The organism is Streptomyces sp. SID13031 (assembly GCF_010548305.1).
Lineage (GTDB): Bacteria > Actinomycetota > Actinomycetes > Propionibacteriales > Kribbellaceae > Kribbella.
The window spans coordinates 262,014-283,013 of the sequence record NZ_JAAGLV010000011.1; the positions used below are offsets into that span (position 1 = coordinate 262,014).

General features: G+C 68.7%; 22 protein-coding genes. 11 read left to right on the forward strand and 11 right to left on the reverse strand.

All coding sequences use genetic code 11. The features are described 5' to 3' along the window. Window positions 1–4: 4 nt before the first annotated feature. A complete protein-coding gene (locus tag G3I17_RS23090) occupies window positions 5–1,039 on the reverse strand; it encodes a DUF695 domain-containing protein (RefSeq protein ID WP_164599632.1) in 1,035 nt (344 codons plus the stop codon). Window positions 1,040–1,279: 240 nt separating this feature from the next. Between G3I17_RS23090 and G3I17_RS23095 the strand changes: the two genes are divergently transcribed. Beyond that, complete coding sequence (locus tag G3I17_RS23095; protein ID WP_164599633.1) at window positions 1,280–2,209, forward strand: proline dehydrogenase family protein; 930 nt, start codon at window positions 1,280–1,282, stop codon at window positions 2,207–2,209. An 86-nt stretch (window positions 2,210–2,295) separates the two neighbouring features. Here the strand turns inward: G3I17_RS23095 and G3I17_RS23100 are convergent, their stop codons facing one another. Beyond that, complete coding sequence (locus G3I17_RS23100) at window positions 2,296–4,383, reverse strand: Xaa-Pro dipeptidyl-peptidase (RefSeq protein WP_164599634.1); 2,088 nt, start codon at window positions 4,381–4,383, stop codon at window positions 2,296–2,298. A 184-nt stretch (window positions 4,384–4,567) separates the two neighbouring features. On the opposite strand from G3I17_RS23100, the gene G3I17_RS23105 reads away from it, so the two are divergent. Then, window positions 4,568–6,958 carry a tetratricopeptide repeat protein gene (locus tag G3I17_RS23105; RefSeq protein WP_164599635.1) on the forward strand — a complete coding sequence of 797 codons (2,391 nt, stop codon included), beginning with the start codon at window positions 4,568–4,570 and terminating at the stop codon, window positions 6,956–6,958. On the opposite strand, the gene G3I17_RS23110 is transcribed toward G3I17_RS23105, so the two are convergent. From G3I17_RS23110 to G3I17_RS23120, 3 genes are all read right to left on the reverse strand, one after another. Next, window positions 6,955–7,380, reverse strand: coding sequence for a hypothetical protein (locus tag G3I17_RS23110; protein ID WP_164599636.1), 426 nt, complete (start codon window positions 7,378–7,380; stop codon window positions 6,955–6,957). The genes G3I17_RS23105 and G3I17_RS23110 overlap by 4 nt on opposite strands. Continuing rightward, window positions 7,374–7,841, reverse strand: a complete 468-nt coding sequence (locus G3I17_RS23115; protein WP_164599637.1) for a hypothetical protein — start codon at window positions 7,839–7,841, stop codon at window positions 7,374–7,376. Before G3I17_RS23115 ends, G3I17_RS23110 begins: the two co-directional genes overlap by 7 nt. Window positions 7,842–7,908: 67 nt before the next feature. Further along, a complete protein-coding gene (locus tag G3I17_RS23120) occupies window positions 7,909–8,340 on the reverse strand; it encodes a hypothetical protein (protein ID WP_164599638.1) in 432 nt (143 codons plus the stop codon). 108 nt (window positions 8,341–8,448) lie between these two features. Between G3I17_RS23120 and proC the strand changes: the two genes are divergently transcribed. The 3 genes from proC to G3I17_RS23135 are packed head-to-tail and all read left to right on the forward strand — an operon-like array spanning window position 8,449 to window position 10,460. Then, window positions 8,449–9,258 carry a pyrroline-5-carboxylate reductase gene (proC, locus tag G3I17_RS23125; RefSeq protein WP_164599639.1) on the forward strand — a complete coding sequence of 270 codons (810 nt, stop codon included), beginning with the start codon at window positions 8,449–8,451 and terminating at the stop codon, window positions 9,256–9,258. Beyond that, window positions 9,245–9,817 (forward strand): hypothetical protein, encoded by a 573-nt coding sequence (locus G3I17_RS23130; protein ID WP_164599640.1) that lies wholly within the window; start codon window positions 9,245–9,247, stop codon window positions 9,815–9,817. Before proC ends, G3I17_RS23130 begins: the two co-directional genes overlap by 14 nt. A gap of 49 nt (window positions 9,818–9,866) precedes the next feature. Continuing rightward, window positions 9,867–10,460 carry a hypothetical protein gene (locus G3I17_RS23135; RefSeq protein WP_164599641.1) on the forward strand — a complete coding sequence of 198 codons (594 nt, stop codon included), beginning with the start codon at window positions 9,867–9,869 and terminating at the stop codon, window positions 10,458–10,460. Window positions 10,461–10,469: 9 nt separating this feature from the next. On the opposite strand, the gene G3I17_RS23140 is transcribed toward G3I17_RS23135, so the two are convergent. Further along, window positions 10,470–10,904: a TIGR03618 family F420-dependent PPOX class oxidoreductase gene (locus G3I17_RS23140; protein ID WP_164599642.1), complete on the reverse strand. Its 435-nt coding sequence runs from the start codon at window positions 10,902–10,904 to the stop codon at window positions 10,470–10,472. A 51-nt stretch (window positions 10,905–10,955) separates the two neighbouring features. On the opposite strand from G3I17_RS23140, the gene G3I17_RS23145 reads away from it, so the two are divergent. Beyond that, window positions 10,956–11,306 carry a helix-turn-helix domain-containing protein gene (locus tag G3I17_RS23145; protein WP_164599643.1) on the forward strand — a complete coding sequence of 117 codons (351 nt, stop codon included), beginning with the start codon at window positions 10,956–10,958 and terminating at the stop codon, window positions 11,304–11,306. 10 nt (window positions 11,307–11,316) lie between these two features. Further along, entirely contained in the window at window positions 11,317–12,219 is a 903-nt protein-coding gene (locus G3I17_RS23150) for a TIGR03560 family F420-dependent LLM class oxidoreductase (protein WP_164599644.1), read from the forward strand. Between the two features lie 10 nt (window positions 12,220–12,229). Here the strand turns inward: G3I17_RS23150 and G3I17_RS23155 are convergent, their stop codons facing one another. From G3I17_RS23155 to G3I17_RS23165, 3 genes are all read right to left on the reverse strand, one after another. Further along, complete coding sequence (locus tag G3I17_RS23155) at window positions 12,230–12,979, reverse strand: endonuclease/exonuclease/phosphatase family protein (RefSeq protein WP_164599645.1); 750 nt, start codon at window positions 12,977–12,979, stop codon at window positions 12,230–12,232. Further along, on the reverse strand, window positions 12,976–13,944 hold the full coding sequence (gene trpS / locus G3I17_RS23160) for a tryptophan--tRNA ligase (RefSeq protein ID WP_164599646.1): 969 nt from the start codon (window positions 13,942–13,944) through the stop codon (window positions 12,976–12,978). Before trpS ends, G3I17_RS23155 begins: the two co-directional genes overlap by 4 nt. 186 nt (window positions 13,945–14,130) lie before the next feature. Beyond that, a complete protein-coding gene (locus tag G3I17_RS23165) occupies window positions 14,131–14,520 on the reverse strand; it encodes a PPOX class F420-dependent oxidoreductase (protein WP_203590616.1) in 390 nt (129 codons plus the stop codon). A gap of 77 nt (window positions 14,521–14,597) precedes the next feature. Between G3I17_RS23165 and G3I17_RS23170 the strand changes: the two genes are divergently transcribed. Both G3I17_RS23170 and G3I17_RS23175 read left to right on the forward strand, forming a co-directional pair. After that, window positions 14,598–15,773, forward strand: coding sequence for an acetoin utilization protein AcuC (locus G3I17_RS23170; protein WP_164599647.1), 1,176 nt, complete (start codon window positions 14,598–14,600; stop codon window positions 15,771–15,773). Between the two features lie 158 nt (window positions 15,774–15,931). Beyond that, a complete protein-coding gene (locus tag G3I17_RS23175) occupies window positions 15,932–16,147 on the forward strand; it encodes a helix-turn-helix domain-containing protein (protein WP_164599648.1) in 216 nt (71 codons plus the stop codon). 97 nt (window positions 16,148–16,244) lie between these two features. Here G3I17_RS23175 and G3I17_RS23180 read toward each other — a convergent pair whose 3' ends face one another. After that, window positions 16,245–16,769, reverse strand: a complete 525-nt coding sequence (locus tag G3I17_RS23180; protein WP_164599649.1) for a MarR family transcriptional regulator — start codon at window positions 16,767–16,769, stop codon at window positions 16,245–16,247. 97 nt (window positions 16,770–16,866) lie between these two features. Here G3I17_RS23180 and G3I17_RS23185 point away from each other — a divergent pair, with 97 nt between their 5' ends. Then, a complete protein-coding gene (locus tag G3I17_RS23185; RefSeq protein ID WP_239062784.1) occupies window positions 16,867–18,114 on the forward strand; it encodes an amidohydrolase family protein in 1,248 nt (415 codons plus the stop codon). Between the two features lie 204 nt (window positions 18,115–18,318). Continuing rightward, window positions 18,319–19,524 carry an MFS transporter gene (locus G3I17_RS23190; RefSeq protein ID WP_164599651.1) on the forward strand — a complete coding sequence of 402 codons (1,206 nt, stop codon included), beginning with the start codon at window positions 18,319–18,321 and terminating at the stop codon, window positions 19,522–19,524. Here the strand turns inward: G3I17_RS23190 and G3I17_RS23195 are convergent. Then, entirely contained in the window at window positions 19,517–20,992 is a 1,476-nt protein-coding gene (locus G3I17_RS23195; RefSeq protein ID WP_164599652.1) for a methionine--tRNA ligase, read from the reverse strand. The two genes, G3I17_RS23190 and G3I17_RS23195, sit on opposite strands and share 8 nt — an antisense overlap. Window positions 20,993–21,000 lie beyond the last annotated feature (8 nt).

Here is a 21,000-nt window from a genome sequence, read left to right on the forward strand (position 1 = left end):
GTCGTCAGCTGAGGTGGCGGACGCCTTCCCAGGCGGCGTCGGGGGAGACGTCGATGCCGACCGGGCCGTCCGGCCAGCCGGCGACGGCAGCCTGGATCTGGGCGGCGGCCGGGGTGGTGCCGTCGACGTAGTAGTGCAGGATCCGGTGGCCGGCCGCGGTCTCGTGGGCGAGGAGGCGGCCGGAGTCCTCGAGGCGGTCGCTCAGGTGATCCTCGAAGTCGCGCAGGTGGCTGAGCGTCTCGTCGAGCGGAAGGCCGTCCTCGCGAGCCGCCTGGTACGGAACCGAGACGGCGACGTGCGTGTCCAGGTGCGGGAGCTGGACCGACCGCAACGGCACCATCGCCGTCGCCACCAGGCGATCCCCGTCCGCGGTCTTGCCCTCCATCAGCCGCCAGCTCGGCCCGCCGTCCTCGGCGACATGGTCTGCCGCGAAAGCCGCGACGGCAGGCAGCAGCTCTGCGATCGGTACTGCGTCCGCCGGCCGCTCGACCTCGGTCTCGATCGCGCCGACCCAGGTTTCGACGAGCTCCTCACCTAGTACAAGGTCGAGCAGTAGGAACGTCACCCGCTTCTGCAGGTGCTCGGGCAGGTCGGGGAAGGCCGGGTGGTGCACCCCGACGTGCAGCGCTGCCTCCCGGGTGTCCGCCTCGATCGTGACGAGCGCCGCGTCGATCTGGACCGGCGGCATCCCCTCGAACCGGATGGTGACGTCGGGGGCCGGGCGGCGCATGTCGGCGTACTCCCAGGTCTGGTCCGACGGCGGCGCCGCGCGCAACCAGCGGCGGGCGAAGGCTCGGGTACCGGGGTCGCCGGCGGCAGTCACCACCAGGACGTGAGCGGCGTGCAGGCCGGGACCGAGCTCCCAGTCGAGGTTGCCGTGGATCCGCGAGATGTGCCGGGACAGCTCCTCGGCGGTCGAGTTCGGGTCCTGGTTCGCGACGGCGGTCGCCACCGCGGCGGCACCGGTCGCGGCCCACCAGGCCCAGAACTCGCCGATCGGATCACCGGTCGCGGCCTTGCGCCGCCTGAACAAAGGCATGTCCGCATCCTCCCTCGGACCCAGTCCAAGCGAAACACACCCGTCCTACCAGGCCTGTCGCTGCGGCAGGCCCTACGCTCGGGTGTGAGGACCACCCGCGGCACTGGTGTGGTCCTGGCCACACTCCCTGCGGAGATTAGGGAGGGCCAGGTTCAGGCGCGTAGCCTGCTGACACCCCTGATTCATCGCGCGGCGCACAACCGGGGCCGGGTGGGACGGGAAACGAGGAGGAACGCGAAAGTGCTTCGGCGAGTCCTGCTGGGCGTGTCCCGCAGCCCCCAGATCAAGAAGGCCGTCTCGGCGATGCCGGTATCCAGCGGCATCGTGGCCCGGTTCGTCGCCGGCGAGACCACCCCGGAGGCCGTGCTGGCCACCGAGAAGCTGGTCAGCAACGGCCTGAACGTCACGCTCGACCACCTCGGCGAGGACGTCACCGACATCGCCGCCGCGACCGCGACGGCCGACGCCTACCTCGACCTGCTCAAGAAGCTGTCCGCCGCGGGCCTGACCGCCCACGCGGAGGTCTCGGTCAAGCTGTCCGCCGTCGGCCAGGCACTGCCCGGCGACGGCGAGAAGGTCGCGCTGGAGAACGCGCGCTCGATCTGCCACGCGGCCCGCAACGCCGGTACGACGGTCACGCTCGACATGGAGGACCACACCACCACGGACTCCACGCTGGGCATCCTGCGTGAGCTTCGCCAGGACTTCCCCGAGACGGGCGCCGTCCTGCAGGCCTACCTCCGGCGTACCGAGTCCGACTGCGTCGACCTGGCCCATGCCGGCTCGCGGGTGCGTCTCTGCAAGGGCGCCTACAAGGAGCCCGAGTCGGTCGCCTTCCAGGACAAGCGAGCCGTCGACAAGGCCTACGTCCGCGCGATGAAGGTGCTGATGAACGGCGACGGCTACCCGATGATCGCCTCCCACGACCCGCGCCTGATCGCCATCGCAGGCTCGCTGGCCGACCGGGCCGGCCGCGAACGCGGCAGCTACGAGTACCAGATGCTCTACGGCATCCGCCCCGAGGAGCAACTCCGCCTGGCCCGCGACGGCCAAACCGTCCGCGTCTACATCCCCTACGGCGAAGACTGGTACGGCTACCTCGTCCGCCGCCTCGCCGAACGCCCCGCCAACCTCCAATTCTTCGCCCGCTCCCTGATCAGCAAGAAGTAACCAAATACCCCCACGCGCCCGCCGCGCGAGCTGGCCTCGCCGTTCCGACTGTGGATGGCGGGTCAGCCCACGCGGGGCCTGGTGGGCTAGGGAGTGGGGGTTGTGGCAGAAGCGAACGTGCTGCGGCCGCCGACGACTGGCAGGTTCAGGGTGCTGCCGTGGAGGTTGAGGGTGAGGTTGGTGCCGGGGGCTGGGCGGATGGTGAAGTCGTGGTCGGTGGACAGGATCATCAGGGCTAGGCGGTTGCCGGCTGGGACGACCGTGTCTTTGGGTTGTAGGTCGAAGTCGTAGCGGTCGGTCGCGCCGGGGCGGAGGGGCTGTTCGTGCCAGTCCGAGTCGCTGTTGGCGGGGTCGGTCCAGCCTCGGGTGAGGATCACGCCGGCGCCGGTGGGGGCGTAGCTGACCAGGGCTACGGAGAGGTTCGCCTTGGTTGTGTTGAAGGCGACCTTGAGCGAGACGGTCGGGGTGCCGCTGATCCGGACGGGCTTGGTCAGTGGCTCGGTCTGGTAGATCAGCCGTGCGTCGGACGCGGCCGCGTTGGCAGACGTGGCCGCGTCGATCGCGGGGTTGTCGATGAGGGTCTCGCGGATGCTGCCGTCCTTGCCCAGGGTGAGGCCGCCGCGGGTGGTACCGCCGGGGGTGAAGCGGAGGTTGACGTCGGTGGTGGCGGGGTCGGGCCATTCGGCGTACGGAGTCGGGTTGGCGGCGCCGCAGACCAGATTGACGACGGTGCCACCGGCAACCTTCTGGCCGTTGCCGGTGGCAACTGCCGAGGTCAGCACCAGGTGGGTGGCGTCGGGGATGTCGGAGATCAGCCGGGTGGTGTTCGTCGTCGTCCCGTTGGCGTTGGTCTGCGGGACGGTCAGGGTGAACCCGATCCGGAACGCGCTGGTGTCCGCAACCGTCAAGGTCGCGGTGTTCGCCTGATCGCCGGTCACCACACTCTGCCGGGCAGGGCAGGACGCGGGTTCGCGGACGACCCAGGACCGGGGCAGCTGCTCGACACCGTTCTGCACGCCGTACAGGTAGCGCGTGAACCAGTAGTTGATCAGCACGTCCGGCGGTGCACCGCCATGGCCGCCCTGATGGAAGTAGAACATGTGCGGCACGCCCTGTTTCTTGAGTGCGTCGTAGAACTGGGCCGTGTGCTTCGTCATCACGTTGAAGTCGTTGTTGCCGTGGGCAATCAACGTGGCGGCGTGCACGTTGCGCACGTCCTTCAGATAGTTGCGTTCCTGCCAGAAGCTGCTGCGATCACCGGTCACCCGGTCCTGGTTCGCCTTCAGCTCGTCGAGCACCGGCTGGCAGATCGTCCGCTGTGTGGTCTCGTCCAGCCGCGAGTACACCGCGTCGGCCAGTACGTCGAGGTCCTCGCCCTGGAACCCGCCGGGGGCCCGGACCAGGCCGTTGGCGCGGTAGTAGTCGTACCAGTCCGAGATCGCCGAGATCGGCACGATCGCCTCCAGGCCGGCGACGCCGGTGGTCGCGACCGCTTCGGGGATCGTGCCGTTGTACGACGTCCCCATCATCCCGACCTTGCCGGTGGTCCACGACGCGACCGCGGGGGTGTCGCCGTCCCGGGTCGTGTACGCCGGGGCGCGGCCGTTGAGCCAGTCGATGACCGCTTTGCCGGCCAGCGTCTCGTTGGTACCGCCCGAGGTCGGGCAGCCGTCGGAATGACCGGTACCGGGTGACTCCGCGTGGACGACAGCGAACCCGCGTGGCACCCACTGAGACTCGTACCTGGTGCTGATCACGGGGCTGGTCTCGGACCCCGCCTGGAACGGGGTCGCGACGCGATCCGCCGGTGGCCGGCCGAGTGGGTGGTCCACCTCCCAGTTCGCCGCATCGTTGAGGCCGGCGTAGTACGGGCTGTCCTCGAAGATGACCGGCACCTGCAAGCCGTCGGTCAGTACTTCGCGGGGAGCGGTGAAGTCCGCGTGGATCCGGTCGGGCTGTCCGTCCCGGTCGGAGTCGAACGGAGCCTGCACCCAGACCTCGCCGCTGTACCAGTCGGCCGGGTTGGTCGAGAAGACCCCCTGCGCCAGGCCGTTCACGAAGGTCGGTCGCGGGCCCTGGGCCTGCGCGGTCGCGGGCGGAGTCGCGATCAGCGCCGTCCCCACCAGAGCGGCCACCGCCGCGGCACCGGTCACTGCACGAACACGTCGTCTCATATCTTGGTCGCCTCACGGGGTTCGTCGTCGGCCAGAAGTTGCATCATCAGGGTGCCGCTCCGGCCAGGCAATCGGTTCCCGGCCGCGAGCTGAGCACAAGGGAATTCCTTCGGCGCCGAGGCTGCTGGTGTGCCGGTCAGGGGCGGCTTTAGAGTGGGTCCCTTCGGATCTGGGGAGGCGGTTGGTGGAGGGCGACGTTCCGGGGCCGGGTGGGGTGCGGACGGTTGATGAGCTGGGGAGTCGGCTGCGGGCGTTGCAGGTGTGGTCGGGGTTGTCGTTTCGGGAGATTCATCGGCGGGTGGTGAGTTCTCGGCAGCAGCGGGGGATCGCCGAGTTGCCGGCGTTCAATACGACGTACCGGTGTCTGTCGGCGGGTCGGACCAGGCTCGATGTGGAGTTGGTGGTCGATATCGCCCGGGCGGTGCTGGGGGACGAGTCGCGGGCGGCTGAGTGGCGGCAGGCGCATCAGGTGGTGTCAGGGCTGGCGGCGGATGCGTCCGTGGTGCAGATCGGTGATCGGGTGGAGTCCGGCGGGGATGGCTTCGTCGGGCGGGCAGGGACGGTCGAGCGGGCGCTGAGAGCGCTGGAAACGCATCGGCTGGTGTGTATCGACGGGATGCCGGGGGTGGGCAAGACCAGCTTGGCCGGGCGGGTGGCCAGCCGGGTGGCCGAGGTCGAGCTCGAGTTCTCGGTGAACCTGCGCGGGTACGACCCGGCGCGGCCGCCTGCCGATCCGGCCGCGGTGCTGGATGGGTTTCTGCGGCGGCTCGGCGTGCCGGGCAGCCGGATCCATGGGTTGGGGTTGTCGGCGCGGGCCGGCTTGTTCAACAAGCTGCTGGCCGGGCGGCGGACTGTCGTCCTGCTCGACAATGCGGCCTCCGACGATCAGGTGCAGCCGCTCACCGCGGCGAACGCGCTCACGGTGGTGACCAGCAGAAGGCGCCTGTCCGGAGCGCTCAGTGAACACCGGATCGGGCTGGACGTGTTCGAGCCGGCCGAGTCGGCGGTGCTGATCGGCCGGGCGGCGGGGGACAAGGTCAGCAGGGAGCCGGAGGTGGCGGCGCGGATCGCTGAGCTGGTCGGGCACCTGCCGCTCGCTCTCGCGGTACTGGCGGGGCGGATCAAGGCGCAGCCCGGGTGGACGCTCGGAGATCACCTCGAGCGGCTGGAGGAGCACACCGCCCGGCTGCGCCTCGACGACGGCGTGGCGGCCTCGCTTTCCCTTTCCTACCAGGCGTTGCCGCCGGCGGCCCGGCGCATGCTGCGGCTGCTCGCGCTCCACCCCGGCCGCGATTTCGACGCGTACGCCGGCGCCGCCCTGGCCGGTACGCCGGTCGGGCAGGCGCGCGAGCAGCTGGTCAAACTCGTCCAGATGAATCTGCTCGAGGAGCACGGATGCGGCCGCTACGAGCTGCACGACCTGATCCGCCTGATGGCTTCCGACCAGGCCCGCGACGAGGACCCGGCGTCGGTACGCCGGACCGCGCTCGACGGGCTTTTCGACTTCTACCGCAAGACGGTGGCGACCGCTGCGCTGGCGTACGCGCCGCAGGACCAGGACCGGATCGAGGCGATCCAGCAGACGGGCTGCTCGGAACTGCGGTTCACCGACCGGGACGCCGGCCGGGAGTGGCTCGACGTGGAGCGGCCCAACCTGATCGCCACCGCACTGTATGCGGCCGACCGTGGGCGGCCGGAGTACACGATCGGGCTGTCGGCGATACTGACGTACTACCTGCGGACGGCGAGCCTGTTCACCGGCGCGGAAGTCCTGCACCTGGCCGCGATCCGGTGTGCGCAGTCGGATCACGACCGGGGTGTGGTCCACAACAACCTGGGTGCGATGTACTGGCGGGTCGGCCGGTTCGCCGAAGGCCGCGCTGAGTACCAGCAGGCGGTGGATTTCGCCCGGCGGGCGGGCAACCGGCTCGGTGAGGCGAACGCGCTGTCGAATGTTGCCCTCGGCTACTACCGGCTGGTTGACTATCGGCAGGCGATGCGCTGTCAGCGGGAGGCGTTCGTGCTGTTCGAGGCCGAGGGCAGCCTGAAGGGGATGGCGACCGCGCTGGCCGGGCAGGGCTGGCCGGAGTTGCGGCTGAACCGGCCCGAAGTGGCCTTGGAGCTGTTCGAGCAGGGCCTCGCGGTCTGCCGGAAGCTGGGCCCGGACACCTTCGAGGAGGCCTTTGCGCTCAACAACGTGGCGGCCGCGCAGGAAGCGCTCGGGCGGCTGGACGACGCACGGGAAGGCTACGAGCAGGCGCTCACGCTGGCCCGCCGGGTGTCTTTCGTCAACTGCGAGAGCGACAGCCTGAACAGCCTCGGCCGGCTGCAACTGGCAGCCGGCCGAGTCGAGCAGGCGATCACGTTCCACCAGCAGGCCCTCGACCTGACCATCCGGCTCGGGAGCAAACCGTTCACCATCGAGATCCGCAACGACTACGGCCATGCCCTGGCAGCAGCCGGCCGGATCACCGAGGCGGCCGAACAGCACCGCACGGCCAAAGCAGACGCCGACCGGATCGAGGACCGCCACGAACTACACCGCGCCGAGACAGCCCTGGCCCGGATCACCTAACAGGGCCAGCCGTATTCCGTGCCGTACCAGGGGGTCCAGGCGGTGTATCTGCGCTTCTCCTCGCCCTTGGCCTCGTACATCATGAACCGGACGCACTTGCCTTCTTCGTGGTCGAACTTGCAGTAGTTCCAGCCGTCGGCGGCGGGCTGCGCCTGGCAGTACCGGTCCTTGCCGTAGTTGGTCTGGACGTGCACGACGGCCGCCCAGCCGTTCGGGTCGAGGTCCCTGATCCACTGGTCGTCACCGACCCAGGCGAAGCAGGTGGAGGCGTACTCGGTGGTCAAGTACCGGCAGGCGCCTGCCGGCGGGGTATCGGCCAGTACCGCGGCGCCGGCCTGGCCGGCGCCGGCCCCGCCGCCGAGGAGCAGCAGTGCCCCGGCGACCGAACCGAATGCCGTTCTGAAGCGGCGCTTGGTCAGCATGCGTTGCCGTTGGAGGTCTTGTACCAGGGGGACCAGGCGCTGAAGCGACCGAGGTCGCTGCCCTTCTTCTCGTACAGGAAGAAGCGTACGCAGGTGCCCTCACGGTGGTCGTACTTGCACTCCTTCCAGCCATCGGCCGCGGCCGGTGCCACGCACTCGCGCGTCTTGCCGTAGTTGGTCTCGACGTGGGCGATGGCGGTCCAGCCGTTCGCGTCACCGTCGATCACCCACTGGTCGTCGCCGTCCCACTGGTAGCAGGTCGCGGCCCAGGCGGTGGCGATACCGACACAGTTGGTCGGCCCGGCGGCCAATGCGGTGGTGGCGGAGACGGACGCGCTCCGCTGGGCTGCCGCAGGCTCCGGCGCCGCAGGTGCGGCGGCAGCGACGGTGGCCGCACCGACGGAGACCAGGGCAGTCCCGGCCAGCACTGCGAACGTACGGCGGAGAAGGTGGTTGCTCATGAGAGTCCTTTCAGACAGAGAAGGAGAAGACTGAAGAGGAAGAGGAGGAGGGGGAGGCGGGGCAGGATCAGGCGTCGAAGCCGCATTCCTTGCCGGTGGAGGTGCTGTACCAGAGCGTCCAGTTGGTGTGCCGGCCGGGCGTGGTGCCCTTGTGCTCCGTCATCCGGAACGACACACACTTCTTCTCTTCGTGGTCGTACTTGCATTCCTTCCAGCCTTCCGCGGCGGTAGGGGCGGCGCACTCGCGGAACTTTCCGTAGTTCGTCCGGACCTCGACGACGGCGGTGTAGCCGTTCGCGTCGAGGTCGCGCACCCACTGGTCGTCTCCGTCCCACTCGTAACAGGTCTCGCCCCAGCCGGCGTAGAAGTTCAGGCAGGCGAAAGGCGGAGCAGCCTGGACGGCGGTCGGTGCCGCAGTGGCGGTGGTGGCGCCGGTGAGTGTGAGGAGCGCGGTGCCGGCGAGGGCGACGAGCGTCCGGGTGAGGGCAGGTCTGGGCATCAAGGATTCCTTTCGGCAGGGCGGTTGCCGAAGCAGCATGCGGCCCGGGGAACGGTCGCGTCGCGGAATTCGAACGAAGTCGAACGGGACCACGGTTAACCTGAGCCCATGAGTACGAACGGGCAGGTGGCCATACTCGGCGCTGGTGTGATGGGTGAGACGTTGTTGTCCGGGCTGTTGCGGGCCGGCCGGCGACCGGACGAGTTGCTGATCACTGAGCGGCGCGAGGAGCGGGCGACCGAGTTGCGGGAGCGGTACGGCGTGGATGTGGTGACGAACATCGAGGCCGCGGCGAAGGCGGACACTCTCGTTCTGGTGGTCAAACCGCAGGACATGGGCGAGTTGCTCGCCGAGATCAGCCCGGCGATCCGCCCGACCCAGACGATCGTCTCGCTGGCGGCCGGTATCACCACCACCTTCGTCGAGTCGCGACTGCCCGAAGGCGTCGCCGTCGTGCGGGTCATGCCGAACACGCCGGCCCTGGTCGACGAAGGGATGGCGGCGATCTCCCGTGGCGCGCACTGCGACGAGAGCCATCTGGTTCTCGCCGAGGGGCTGCTGGCCGCGACCGGCAAGGTCATCCGGGTGCCGGAGAAGCAGCAGGACGCGGTGACCGCGATCTCGGGTTCCGGTCCGGCGTACATCTTCTTCGTGGTGGAGTCCATGATCGAGGCCGGCGTGCACATGGGCCTGCCGCGCTCGACCGCCACCGAGTTGGTCGTCCAGACCGTCGTCGGCTCGGCCAAGCTCCTTCGCGAGACCGGCGAACACCCGGTCGTACTGCGGGAACGCGTCACCTCCCCAGGCGGTACTACGGCCGCAGCGGTACGGGAGCTCGAAGACCACAAGGTCCGGGCCGCGTTCCTCTCGGCCATCGAAGCCGCCCGCAACCGTTCCCGGGCCCTTGCCGCCGAGTAACCCGGGCGAGCAGGATCCCCAAGCGCCCGCCCGCGCCGTTCCGCCCCTGCCCTGGTCGCCTCGGCTGGAGCACCACCTGTACCGCGAACCGTTCTGGCTGATCTTCGTCTTCGGCGTCGTCCTGTCCCTGATCGACTTGACCCGCTCGGACGACCTCGGGCTGCGGCAGTGGGTGTCCGGTCCCGTCGCGCTCCTGCTGCTCTGGGGTGGGTTGTCGATAGCGGCCGGCCGGTTGACTGTCCGCACTGACGGGTTGGTGCTCAGAGGTGCGCTGCTTCGCCGTCGGTACAGCTGGAAAGCGGTCGACGGCGTGCAGCGGCGTGGCGAGAAGAAGGTGGTCATCGACCTCGGCCACCGAGGCACCCGCACCTTCAAGTACGACGGTGTTTCCGGCCGGCCTTCGGCTGACGAGGTGGCCGGCGTGGTCGAGCGGCTGCGCGGTTACAACACCTCGGCGTTGACCAGTTACCGGGTGTCGTTATCCTGGGGCGCCGCGGTCTTTCTGCCGGCGGCCGCAGGGGTCGTCGCTGCAACGGCCTGGGCCTTGATCAAGGGATAAATCGATGTCGGGTCAGCTAATCGGAGCCGAGGGGTCTATGGTCCCGCCCATGGGAAATCGTTCGAGCGGCACCGATGACGCTGCCGCGCGCCCCAGCACCGACTCCGCTTCTCTGGATGACGACCACTCGATCCCGGCCCTGCCCTGGCAGGTGCCGCTGGATCCGGCACCGTGGTGGGCCTGGGCCTTGTTCGTGGTGCCATTCATTGCCGTACCGGCGCTGAACTCCTGGCTTTGGATGGGGGCGCGCGACTTCCTCGCCGTCGGCCTGTTCACCGTCATCGGCGCCTCCGTCGTCCGCGTCGCCGGGGGCGTCGTCCTGTACCGGGTCGAGATCACCCCCACCGTCCTCAAGGCCCGGACCAGCCTCCTCGTCCGCAGCCTCGCCTGGCAGGACGTCGACGACATCGAGATCGTCGACGGCTCCGTCGTGCTGACCAGCGGCAAGGACGAGAACGAGATCAACGGCATCGCGAAGGACCAGACCGCGCACGCCGCCCTCGTCATGCAGGCCGCGCGCGACGCGGCCGACGACCGGCCGGTACGCCGTTCCCGCCCGCGACCCGGTATCGGTGTCGCCTTCGTGCTCGCCTACCTGGTGCTGGCGGTCGGCGCCTTCCTGCTTCGCTGGCACTTGCTCTGACCTCAAGCCCTAGCCCCGGGCAGCCCAAGGCCCTTCGCCCGTCAGCTTCTCCGGCGTGACCCGGGCGATCACCGCGGTCTCGGAGTACCGGTTCTCGAACGGGTAGTCCTTGCCGAGGTACCGCTGCGCCTGCTTGTCCATCAGCGCCGTCCACTCCGCGCCGATCTCCGGCCCGGTCACCTCCGCGCGTCCACGAATCACCAGGTACTGCGTAAGTCCGCGCGCGCTGGGTTGATCGTCCTCGATGACCAGGGTGACCCGGGGATCGCGCCGCAGGTTCGCGGCCTTGCGCTGGTAACCCTCCATCCCGATCAGGACCTGGTCGCCGTCGCGCTCGGCCCAGACGAGCGACGCTTGCGGTGAGCCGTCCGCATCGACCGTGACGAGGACGGCGTGGTTGCCGGTGGCGAAGAGCCGATGGGTGCTGGCAGGCAAAGAGGTCATGGCGAAGACGCTAGACAGCGCAACGGGAACCCCTGAGTACCCTTGGGCCCTGTGGATGGAATCGGTGACGTCTTCCTCGCGGACTGCCCAGCCCGGCTTGCGGTCGAGGTGATCGCCGACAAGTGGGCTGTCGTGGTCCTCTACGGCCTCAGCGAAGGCCCGCGCCGGCACGGCGAGCTGGTCACGCTGATCGGCGGGATCTCGAAGAAGGTGCTTACCCAGACGCTGCGTCGGCTCCAGGTCAATGGGCTGGTCACGCGGCAGGACTACGGCGGCGTCCCACCCCGAGTCGACTACGACCTGACCGAGCTGGGCAAGACCCTGATGGAGCCGATCCGGATGCTGACCACCTGGGCCGCCGTCAACGGGGACGCCGTACTGGCTGCTCAGGAGAGTGCATAAGCTCGGCGGTATGGACTTCTCCCTTTGGCCGAGTGCCGCCCGGACCTGGCAGGAAGTACTCGAGGGCGCGGAGTACGCCGAGAGTACGGGCTGGTACGGCGTCTGGATGGCCGACCACTTCATGGTGAACGGCGACGACCTGTCGCTTCCGATGAACGAGTGCTTCGCGCTGCTGGCCGGGCTCGCGGTCAGGACCGAGCGGGTGCGGCTCGGCTCGATGGTGCTCGGCAACACCTACCGGCATCCGGCCGTGGTGGCGAAGCAGGCGGCGACGCTCGACCAGATGAGCGGCGGCCGGTTCGTGCTCGGCCTCGGCGCCGGCTGGCAGGTGAACGAGCACGAGGCCTACGGCATCGAACTGCCGCCGGTGAAGGAGTTGCTGGCCCGGTTCGAGGAGGCCTGCCAGGTCTTCACCGGGTTGCTCAAACAGGACCGGACCGACTTCGCCGGCAAGTACTACCAGCTCACCGATGCACCATTGGAGCCGAAGCCGGCCAAGCTGCCGATCCTGATCGGCGCCTCGGGCGAGAAGGTTGCCCTGGGCATCGTTGCCAAGTACGCGGACGAATGGAACCACTGGGGTCTGCCTGAGGTCGCCGAGCACAAGGGCAACGTGTTCCGCGAGCACTGCGAGCGGATCGGCCGCGACCCGTCGAGCGTCCGGCGGTCCACCCAGGCGATCATCGAGATCATCGAGCCGGGTGACACCGAGGCGGAGGGACGCCGCGACAGCCGGATCGCCGCCGGCCGCCCGACGATCATGGGCTCGGCCGATTACGTGCTGGACACTGTCGCCCGCTATCCCGCGGCCGGGATCGACGAGTTCCTCGTCCCGGATGGCTTCCTGGGCAGCGGTTCCCACCGCTTCGACGCCCTGGAACGCTTGAGGACAGAGGTGTTCGAGAAGGTCTAGCGGCCCGGGGTCAGAGCTCAAGTGTTGCCACAACCGGCCAGTGGTCGCTCGGGAGGCGACCGTCTGGCCGGTAGTGCGAGACCTCGGCGTCGACGACTCGCCAGCCCTTGCCGATCAGGATGTGGTCGATGCGCTCCTGGTCGGTCGCGCGCCCGAAGTCGTGGAAGGTGGCACCCGCCTCCGCCGGTACTGCGTCCAGCCAGCCCGCATCCAGCAGTGCTCGAAGTGGCGCCGACCCAGGCCCGGCGTTGAGGTCGCCGAGCAGCACCCAATGACGCTCCGGCTCGGCCGCCATCCACTGGTCGAGCAGCTTGGACGACTCCACCCGCGCGATCTCGCCCAGGTGGTCGTAGTGGGTGTTCGCGATCCCGGCCAGCGTCCCGTCAGCATGGTGGAGGCGCACGAGTGTGGCGATCCGGGTCAGATCCGCATCCCACCCGACCGACCCCGGCGTCGTCGGCGCGGCCGACAACCAGCGGGTCTCGTGAGACTCCACCCGCCAATCGCCCGGCCGGACCATCACCACCGAGTGCTCGCCCGCGTGGACGCCGTCATCCCGCCCGGCCCCGACGATCCCGTACTGCGCGAACCGCTCGCGCAGATACTCCAACTGGTCGGGCAGCACCTCCTGCAGCCCGACCACGTCGGCCTCCAACGCCTCGATCGCAGCCGCGGTCGCCGCGCGCCGCAGTACCCACGAATCGTCGCCGTCGGGCGCCGAGGAGTTCCGGATGTTGAACGTCGCCACTCGCAATCTCACGCAGTCGATCCTGCCAAACCCATCGCGACGGTCGCCGCCCGGAGTCGCGGTGCGCTCGCCTCGATCGCTCGATCCCGCCCCTGGGCGAGCACCGCGTCGACCCCGGCCGGGTCGGAGGCCAGTCGCGCGTACTCCTTCTGCAGCGGCTCGATCACCGCCAGCACGGCGTCGGCCACATCCGACTTCAGGGCTCCGTACGTCGAATAGGCCGTCGCCAGCTCGACCGGGTCGCCGTCCGTGCAAGCGGCCAGGATCTCCAGCAGGTTGGTGATACCGGGCTTGTTCTCCTCGTCATGACGCACCTCGCCATCGGAGTCCGTCACCGCGCGCATCACCTGCCGGCGGATCACGTCCGGCGGGTCGAGCAGCCGGATCGTACCGACGGCGTTGTCCTCGTCGGACTTGCTCATCTTGGCCGTCGGGTTCTGCAGATCCTTGATCCGCATCGCCAGCGCGGCCTTCTGCAGCTGCGGTACGACGAACGTCTCGCCGTACTCCCGGTTGAACCGGATCGCCACGTCCCGGGCGAGCTCGACGTGCTGGTCCTGGTCGCCACCCACCGGGACGCGATCCGTGCCGTACAGCAGGATGTCGGCCGCCATCAGGCACGGATAGGTGAACAGCGAGGCCCGGGTCATCGGTCTGCCCCGGCCCTTCTCCTTGTACTGGATCATCCGCGACAGCTCCCCGACGTACGAGGTGCACTCGAGCAGGTACGCGAGCTGCGCATGCGCCGGTACGTCGGACTGCACGAAAACCGTGCCTGGTGGCAACCCGGCGGCGAGCATCAAGGTCGCCATCTCGCGGGTGAGCGTGACGAGCCGCCGTGGATCGTGCTTGGTCGTCATCGCGTGCTGGTTCGCGATGAAGTAGAACCCGTCCGGGTCGGTGAACCGCCGCAGGGCGCCGAGGTGGTTGCCCAGGGTGAGCCGGCCGGAGGGGGTGATGCCAGAGAGCGAGGTCATGGTCAGTCCTTCGTCGATCGGGCCTCACCGACCGACGGGCAAACAAAAAGGCCGCCTCGGCGAGGCGGCCTTTTGGATGCGTGTGAACGCAAGGGGTCCGCCTAAGCGGCCCACCACTGCTGCAGAGTCAGTCTGTTCACACCAAAACAATAACCGGACGGGGGCCTCGCCGCCACTCCTCCTCCATCAGGGAGCGACGTTGCGACGGCTGCTGTCGTCGAACCCCCAGCTGAGGATGCGGTCGGGACGGATCCGGATGATCTCCCGGCTGAAGCCGGGCATCGGTGGGGCCACGTCGGTGACGGCCTCGGCCCGGCCGCGGATCTCGATGCCGCGAACCACCCAGCCCTGGTCGGTGGACAGATCGTCGATGACGAGCGACACCTGTGGGTCGGCCTGGACATTGCTGAACTTGCGGCTGGCCCCCATCCCGTGTCCGCCGATGTCGATGTACTCGTCGCTGACGAAGTACCCGACCGGGTTGTTCTGCAGGGTGCCGTCCGGGACCTTCGTGGCCAGCCGGCCGAGCTTTTGTCCGGCCAGGAATTCCAGTTCACCGCGGCTGAAGATACTCATCCGCCAACCCTGCAACCTGAACCTGAGTTGAGGTCAAGCGGAGGCCCGTAACGCGCTCGCGGGCTATGGTCGGGGGCATGAGTGGTGAGGCGATGCTGGTCTTCGACGAAGGTCTGACGGCGTACGACTTCGGCCATGGGCATCCGATGAGTCCGATCCGGGTGGATCTGACGATTCGGCTGGCCCGCGCCCTCGGCGTACTCGATAAACTGAAGGTGGTGCCCGCGCCGGTCGCCGACGACGCCCTGCTGCGGACCGTGCACACCGCCGAGTACATCGAGGCTGTGAAGCGGGCCGGCGCAAATCCTGATCAGCCGGATCCGGAGCACGGCCTCGGTACGGACGACACGTACTGCTTCCCGCAGATGCACGAGGCGTCGGCGCATGTGGTCGGTGCGACCGTCGAGGCGGCCCGCGCCGTCTGGGAGGGCGACGTGCTGCACGCCGCCAACATCTCCGGCGGGCTGCACCACGCGATGCCCTCGACGGCCAGCGGCTTCTGCGTCTACAACGACCCGGCCGTCGCGATCCAGTGGCTGCTCGACCACGGCGCCGAGCGGGTCGCGTACGTCGACGTCGACGTGCACCACGGCGACGGCGTACAGGCGGTGTTCTACAACGACCCGCGAGTACTGACCGTGAGTGTGCACGAGTCGCCGACCACGCTGTTCCCGGGGACGGGGTCGGCGGGGGAGACCGGTGGGCCGGATGCGGAGGGCTCTGCGGTCAACATCCCGCTGCCGCCCGGGACGGGGGATGCGGGCTGGCTGCGCGCGTTCCACGCGATCGTGCCGGATGTGGTGAAGGCGTTCCGGCCGTCGATCCTGGTGACGCAACACGGCTGCGACTCCCATGTGGAGGACCCGCTGGCTCATCTGACCAAGACGGTGGACGGGCAGCGCGCGGCGTACCTGGCTCTGCATGACCTGGCCCACGAGGTCTGCGAGGGCAAATGGGTCGCCACCGGTGGCGGTGGGTACGCGATCATCGACGTCGTACCGCGGGCCTGGTCGCATCTGCTCGCGATCGTGGCCGGCGAGCCGATCGACCCGGAGACGGCGGTGCCGGAGGCGTGGCGCGAGGAGGTCCGGATCCGGTTCGGGCGGGTCGCGCCGTCGCGGATGACGGACGGGCGGGCCCCGATCTACACCGACTGGTCGACCGGCTACAACCCCGACACCTGGCTGGATCGCTCGATCAAGGCGACCCGGGACATCAGTTTCCCGCTGCTCGGGCTCGATCCGAGCTACTAGAGCCGGGCTGGACTCGGGCTGGATCTGGGCTGACCATCCAGTCACACCAGACACCCCCTTTCCCATTCGCACCAACAGCCACTACGCTCGGTTCATGCACGGGCGGAGGTGCCGGAGGGGAAGCCGGCGCACGACTCGTGCTGGAAGTGCGGTGCGTTATGGCATCAAAGAAGTCCGGTGGTGAGTCGCCGCTCGCCGAGGTGAAGTTTCTGACCGTGGCGGAGGTCGCTACGGCCATGCGCGTGTCCAAGATGACGGTGTACCGGTTGGTGCACTCCGGAGAACTGCCCGCGGTGCGGGTGGGTCGATCGTTCCGGGTGTCTGAGGGCGCGGTGCACGACTACCTCAAGGGCGCGTTCTACCAAACCGGATAACCACGAGAAGCGAAAGCGGCCGGAATCCCTCCAAGGGACCGGCCGCTTCGCCCTGTCTGGGCTTGTACCGTCTGGGCTTGTACTGCCTGGGCCTGTACTAGCTGCGGATCTCGGTACGCCGGGCGCGCGCCGCCGGCCGGTTCTCGGTGAGCAGCGGCCGCAGCGCCTCGGTGGCGGCCTGCAGAGCGTCCGCCGGTAGACCGGCCCACATCTCGTCGTGGGCGGCCGAAGTCGCCAGCACGGCCTGCTCTGCGACCTCGATGCCCTTCGCGGTCAGCCGGATCTGCGTCCCGCGGCCGTCGTCCGGATCGGGCTCGCGCACCACCAGACCGCGGTTGACCAGCTGGTTGACCACGTTGCTCGTCCCGCCCGAGGAGAGCAGCAGGCTGCGGCTGAGGTCTGTCGGCTTCATCCGGCACGGTGCTCCGGACCGCCGGAGCGAGCCCAGGACGTCGAACTCGGCGGTCGTCAGCCCCAGCTCGCGCAGCACCCGGCGGGTCACCTCGTTCAGGTCGCCGGCCAGCAGCATCACCCGCTTGGTCAGCTCGGTCGTCGGGTGGAGCACGGACGGCAACTCCTGCTGCCAAGCCGCGATCAACTCGCCCACCCGGTCAGTCGTCATGGTCGCTCCCCACCTCTGCGCGGTCTGGTGGTTGACAGCCTAGTTGGCTTTGGTGATAGCTTTCAATAAAGCTTTCGAGTGAGGGAGATGAATGAGGATGAACCGACTGCTGTTGCGCGGCGGACTCGTGATCGACACCGAGCCCACCGTCACCGTCCACCGCGACACCGACGTACTGATCGAGGACGGCCGGATCGCGGCCGTCGGGGCCGGGCTGGAGGTCACCGACGCCGAGGTGATCGACGCCACCGACCGGATCGTGCTGCCCGGGTTCGTGGACACGCATCGGCACCTATGGGAGACCGCCCTGCGCGGGACCGCGGTCGACACGGATCTGATGGGGTACATCGAGCAGGTGCTCAGCGGGTACGGCGGCCAGTACCGGCCGGAAGATGTTGCCGCAGGCAACCTTGCGGGAGCGCTGGAGTGCCTGGACGCGGGGATCACCACCGTGCAGGACTACTCGCACGTGCAACACAGCCGCGAGCACACCGACGCGGCGCTCGACAGCCTGGTGTCCAGCGGGATCCGCGCGGTCTTCGGCTACGGCCAGTCGGCGACGCTGGGCATCGCGGTCGATCCGGCTGGTATGAGGCATGTCGTGGACCGGGTGTCCGGGTTGATCACGCCGGCAGTCGCCGCGATCGGGCCTGCGTTCGCGCCGATCGAGGTCACTCGTGCCGACTGGGCACTCGCAGCCGAGCTCGGGCTGCCGATCGTCGTGCACATCATGAGTAGCCCGGTGGCGACCCATCCGCTGCAACTGTTGCAGGACGAGGGCTTGCTGCGCTCCGATGTGCTGTACGTGCACGGGAACAACCTGCCGGACTCCGAGCTGAAGCTGATCGCGGACTCCGGCGCCGCAGTCGCCGTCACTCCGGCGGTCGAGGCGCGGATGGAGATGGGCGACCAGCTGACCGGCCGGTTGAAGGCCGCCGGCGTGACCACCGGCCTCGGGATCGACGTCGTGACCACTGTGCCGGGTGACATGTTCAACGCGATGCGCTCGGTCCTCGCCCTCGGCTACCAAACCCTGACCGCCGCCGAGGTGCTCAGGATCGCCACCCTGGAAGGCGCCCGGGCGCTCGGCCTGGCCGACCAGATCGGCTCGCTGCGCCCCGGCAAACAAGCCGACCTGATCCTGCTCCGCGCCTCCGACATCAACCTGATCGGCGGCCTCCACGACCCGATCGCCACCGTCGCCACCGCCGCCCACCCCGGCAACATCGACACCGTCCTGGTTGCCGGCAAGGCGGTGAAACGCAACGGGCAGCTGCTCCATCCCGCCCTGCAGTCCACGCTCGCCGCAGTACGTAGTACCGCAGAACACGTCCACGCGGCCTAGCCGGCCTTGGCGGTGACCGTCGTCGAATGCGGTTGTCCCGGTTCGGCGACGGCGACTAGGCTGCGGGTCGTGATGCTGATGGAGTTGGAGATACCCGGTAGTTCGCGCACGCGTTGACGTTGTCCGTCATCGTGTGCTGCCTCCTGGTGGTGGCACCGTGAGCCTTTCTCCCTGCCCAGGCAGGGCTTCTCGAAGGATCTCCTCGTGTCAGCCACGCTGTGGGCCGATCGTGATTTCGTCCGTCTCTGGATCGGCCAGACCTCTTCCCAGCTCGGCGCGCAGGCCAGTCAGGTCACGCTGCCGCTGATCGCCGTCACCACCCTCGGTGCGAGTGCCGGGCAGCTCGGCGTACTCCGCGCTGTCCAGCAGGCGCCGATCCTGCTCTTCGCCCTGTACTTCGGTGCGCTGGTCGACCGTTGGCGGGCTCGCCACCTGATGGTGCTCGCCGACTTCGGCCGCGCCGTCGTCCTGGGCGCCATCCCGATCGCTTATCTACTGGGGGTTCTCGGGCTTCCCTGGCTGTATGTCGTGGCGTTCCTGACCGGGATCTGCACGGTCTGCTTCGACGTCGCCTACCAGGCCTCGCTGCCACGGCTGGTGGCCCGCGATCAGCTCGCCGCGGGCAACAGTGCGCTCGAAGGGAGTAGATCCGCCGCGCAGATCTGTGGGCCGGCGGTCGGGGGCGGTTTGATTTCCTTGCTCACGGCACCGATCGCGGCGGTGGTGGGGAGTGCCTTCTTCGTCGTTTCGTTCCTGTCCATCCGGCGGATCCAGCGCCCGGACGTGCTCGCCACCACAGAGTCGCCCGGCGGCCTGGTGCGACAGATCCGTGCAGGGCTGCTGCTGGTCGCGGGGCACACTTCCCTGCGGACGATCGTGATCGCGTCCAGCCTGTACCAGTTCTCGTTCGCGGCGCTGATGACGGCGTACCTGCTCTTCCTCTCGCGCACACTGGAGTTGCCAGGCGCGACGCTCGGGCTGGTACTGGCCGCCTTCGGTCCTGGAGCGTTGCTGGGGTCGTTGCTGTCGGCCAGTCAGCCCAGGCGGTTCGGCTACGGCCGGGTGGTGATCGTGGCGGCACTTGTCTCGGACGGCGCGATGTTGTGTCTGCCCGCTGTTCACAGTTCGGTCGTCTTGCTGATCGCGATCAATTTCGTTTTCGGTACCTTCAGTCAGACCGTCGACCTCGCCACGATGGTCATTCGGCAGACCGTGACGCCGTTGGGATTGCAGGGGCGGGTCGCGGCCACGATGAACTTCCTCGGCCTGGGGCTCACGCCGGTCGGGTCCTTAGTGGGCGGCGCGCTCGCCGCCCACTTCGGGACCCGCACCGCTCTGCTCCTGGCTGCTCTAGGGCTCTGCCTTTCGCCGGTGACCTTCCTCCTCTCGCCCCTGCGCAAGCTCAGGTGAGCCTGGGGAACAGCGGAGTCGCGGGCGGGAGCACGCCATCGACCGGTGTGCACTGCGTGATGATGCGTTCGGCCGCGCCGGGGAGGAACGGTGACAGCTCCCCGGCGAGGTGCAGGCAGGCGTCATGGAGCGTGGCCAGGACCCTTTCCAGCAAGGGATCCTGGGTCTTGGCGAGCTTCCAGGGAGCTGTGGTCTCGATGTAGCGGTTGGCGGCTTCGACGATGTCCCACAGGGCGGTGGCTGCTTGGCGGAAATCGTAGTTCGCCAAGGCCTTCTCGATTCGGTCGGGGGCGTTGGTGACGGCGGTTTGGAGCTCCCCGGGTTCTGAGGCGACGAGGGGAACGCGGCCCTCGTAGTACCGGTGGATGAGTGAGACGACCCGGTTGACGAGGTTGCCGAGGCCGCCGGCGAGGTCGGTGTTGCTGCGGGCGATCAGGCGTTCCCGGGTGAAGTCCGCGTCGCCGATCCTCGGGACGTCGCGGAGCAGCCACCAGCGGACGGCATCCGTGCCGACCTCGTCGACGAGCTCGGCCGGGTCGATCGTCGTACCGGCGGACTTGCTGATCTTGCGGCCGTCGACGGTGAGGTAGTCGTGGACCAGGATCTCGGTCGGCAACACGAGGCCGGCCGAGAGCAGTGTCGCCGGCCAGTAGACGGCGTGGAACCGGATGACTCCCTTGCCCAGCAGGTGAATCCGGCTGTCGGACTGCTGCCACCAGTGCTCGAGATCAGGGTTGTCGGTGCCGTACCCGAGGCTGGACACATAGTTGCCGAGGGCATCCCACCAGACGTAGACGACCTGGTCAGGGTCGCCGGGCACGGGGATGCCCCAGCCGCGCGCCCGGCGCTGCGACCGTGAGACGGAGAAGTCGTGCAGCCCGCTGTCGATCAGGCTCAGTACTTCGTTGCGCCGGGTGGCCGGCTCGATCCTGAGTCGCCCGCTCGTGATCAGCTCGCGCAGCGGTTCGGCGTACCGGGAGAGGCGGAAGAACCAGTTCTCCTCGGCGACCAGTTGCGGTTCGGTGCCGTGGTCGGGACAGCGGCCGTCGACGAGGTCGTCGGGTTGGTAGAACTGCTCGCAGCCGACGCAGTACAGGCCCTCGTAGTGCTTCCGGTAGAGGTCGCCGGCCTCGGCGCAGCGCTCCCAGATGTGTTCGACGCCGACTCGGTGCCGGGGATCGCTGCTGGTCCGGATGAAGTCGTCGAACGACAGCGCGAGCGGCTCTCGCAAGCCTTCGAAGGCGGTGGCGTTGCGATCGACCAGCTCCTGTACCGCGATGCCCTCCGCCTCGGCGGCGAGGACGTTCTTCAGGGAGTTCTCGTCCGTTCCGGTGAGGAAGCGGACCTCGTCGCCGCGCCGGCGCCGATGCCGGGCGAGCACGTCGGCCTGGACCAGCTCGAGGGCGAACCCGAGGTGTGGCCGGGCGTTGACGAAGGGAATGGTGGTGGTCACGTAGGAACGCGTCATCGGTGGTC

Coding starts and splice junctions, on each gene's coding strand:
- G3I17_RS23090 (WP_164599632.1), bottom strand. CDS start 1,039: ATGCCTTTGTTCAGGCGGCGCAAGGCCGCGACCGGTGATCCGATCGGC.
- G3I17_RS23170 (WP_164599647.1), top strand. CDS start 14,598: ATGAGTGGTGAGGCGATGCTGGTCTTCGACGAAGGTCTGACGGCGTAC.
- proC (WP_164599639.1), top strand. CDS start 8,449: ATGAGTACGAACGGGCAGGTGGCCATACTCGGCGCTGGTGTGATGGGT.
- G3I17_RS23120 (WP_164599638.1), bottom strand. CDS start 8,340: ATGCCCAGACCTGCCCTCACCCGGACGCTCGTCGCCCTCGCCGGCACC.
- G3I17_RS23165 (WP_203590616.1), bottom strand. CDS start 14,520: ATGAGTATCTTCAGCCGCGGTGAACTGGAATTCCTGGCCGGACAAAAG.
- G3I17_RS23110 (WP_164599636.1), bottom strand. CDS start 7,380: ATGCTGACCAAGCGCCGCTTCAGAACGGCATTCGGTTCGGTCGCCGGG.
- G3I17_RS23195 (WP_164599652.1), bottom strand. CDS start 20,992: ATGACGCGTTCCTACGTGACCACCACCATTCCCTTCGTCAACGCCCGG.
- G3I17_RS23175 (WP_164599648.1), top strand. CDS start 15,932: ATGGCATCAAAGAAGTCCGGTGGTGAGTCGCCGCTCGCCGAGGTGAAG.
- G3I17_RS23140 (WP_164599642.1), bottom strand. CDS start 10,904: ATGACCTCTTTGCCTGCCAGCACCCATCGGCTCTTCGCCACCGGCAAC.
- G3I17_RS23135 (WP_164599641.1), top strand. CDS start 9,867: ATGGGAAATCGTTCGAGCGGCACCGATGACGCTGCCGCGCGCCCCAGC.
- G3I17_RS23115 (WP_164599637.1), bottom strand. CDS start 7,841: ATGAGCAACCACCTTCTCCGCCGTACGTTCGCAGTGCTGGCCGGGACT.
- G3I17_RS23150 (WP_164599644.1), top strand. CDS start 11,317: ATGGACTTCTCCCTTTGGCCGAGTGCCGCCCGGACCTGGCAGGAAGTA.
- G3I17_RS23185 (WP_239062784.1), top strand. CDS start 16,867: ATGAACCGACTGCTGTTGCGCGGCGGACTCGTGATCGACACCGAGCCC.
- G3I17_RS23100 (WP_164599634.1), bottom strand. CDS start 4,383: ATGAGACGACGTGTTCGTGCAGTGACCGGTGCCGCGGCGGTGGCCGCT.
- G3I17_RS23180 (WP_164599649.1), bottom strand. CDS start 16,769: ATGACGACTGACCGGGTGGGCGAGTTGATCGCGGCTTGGCAGCAGGAG.
- trpS (WP_164599646.1), bottom strand. CDS start 13,944: ATGACCTCGCTCTCTGGCATCACCCCCTCCGGCCGGCTCACCCTGGGC.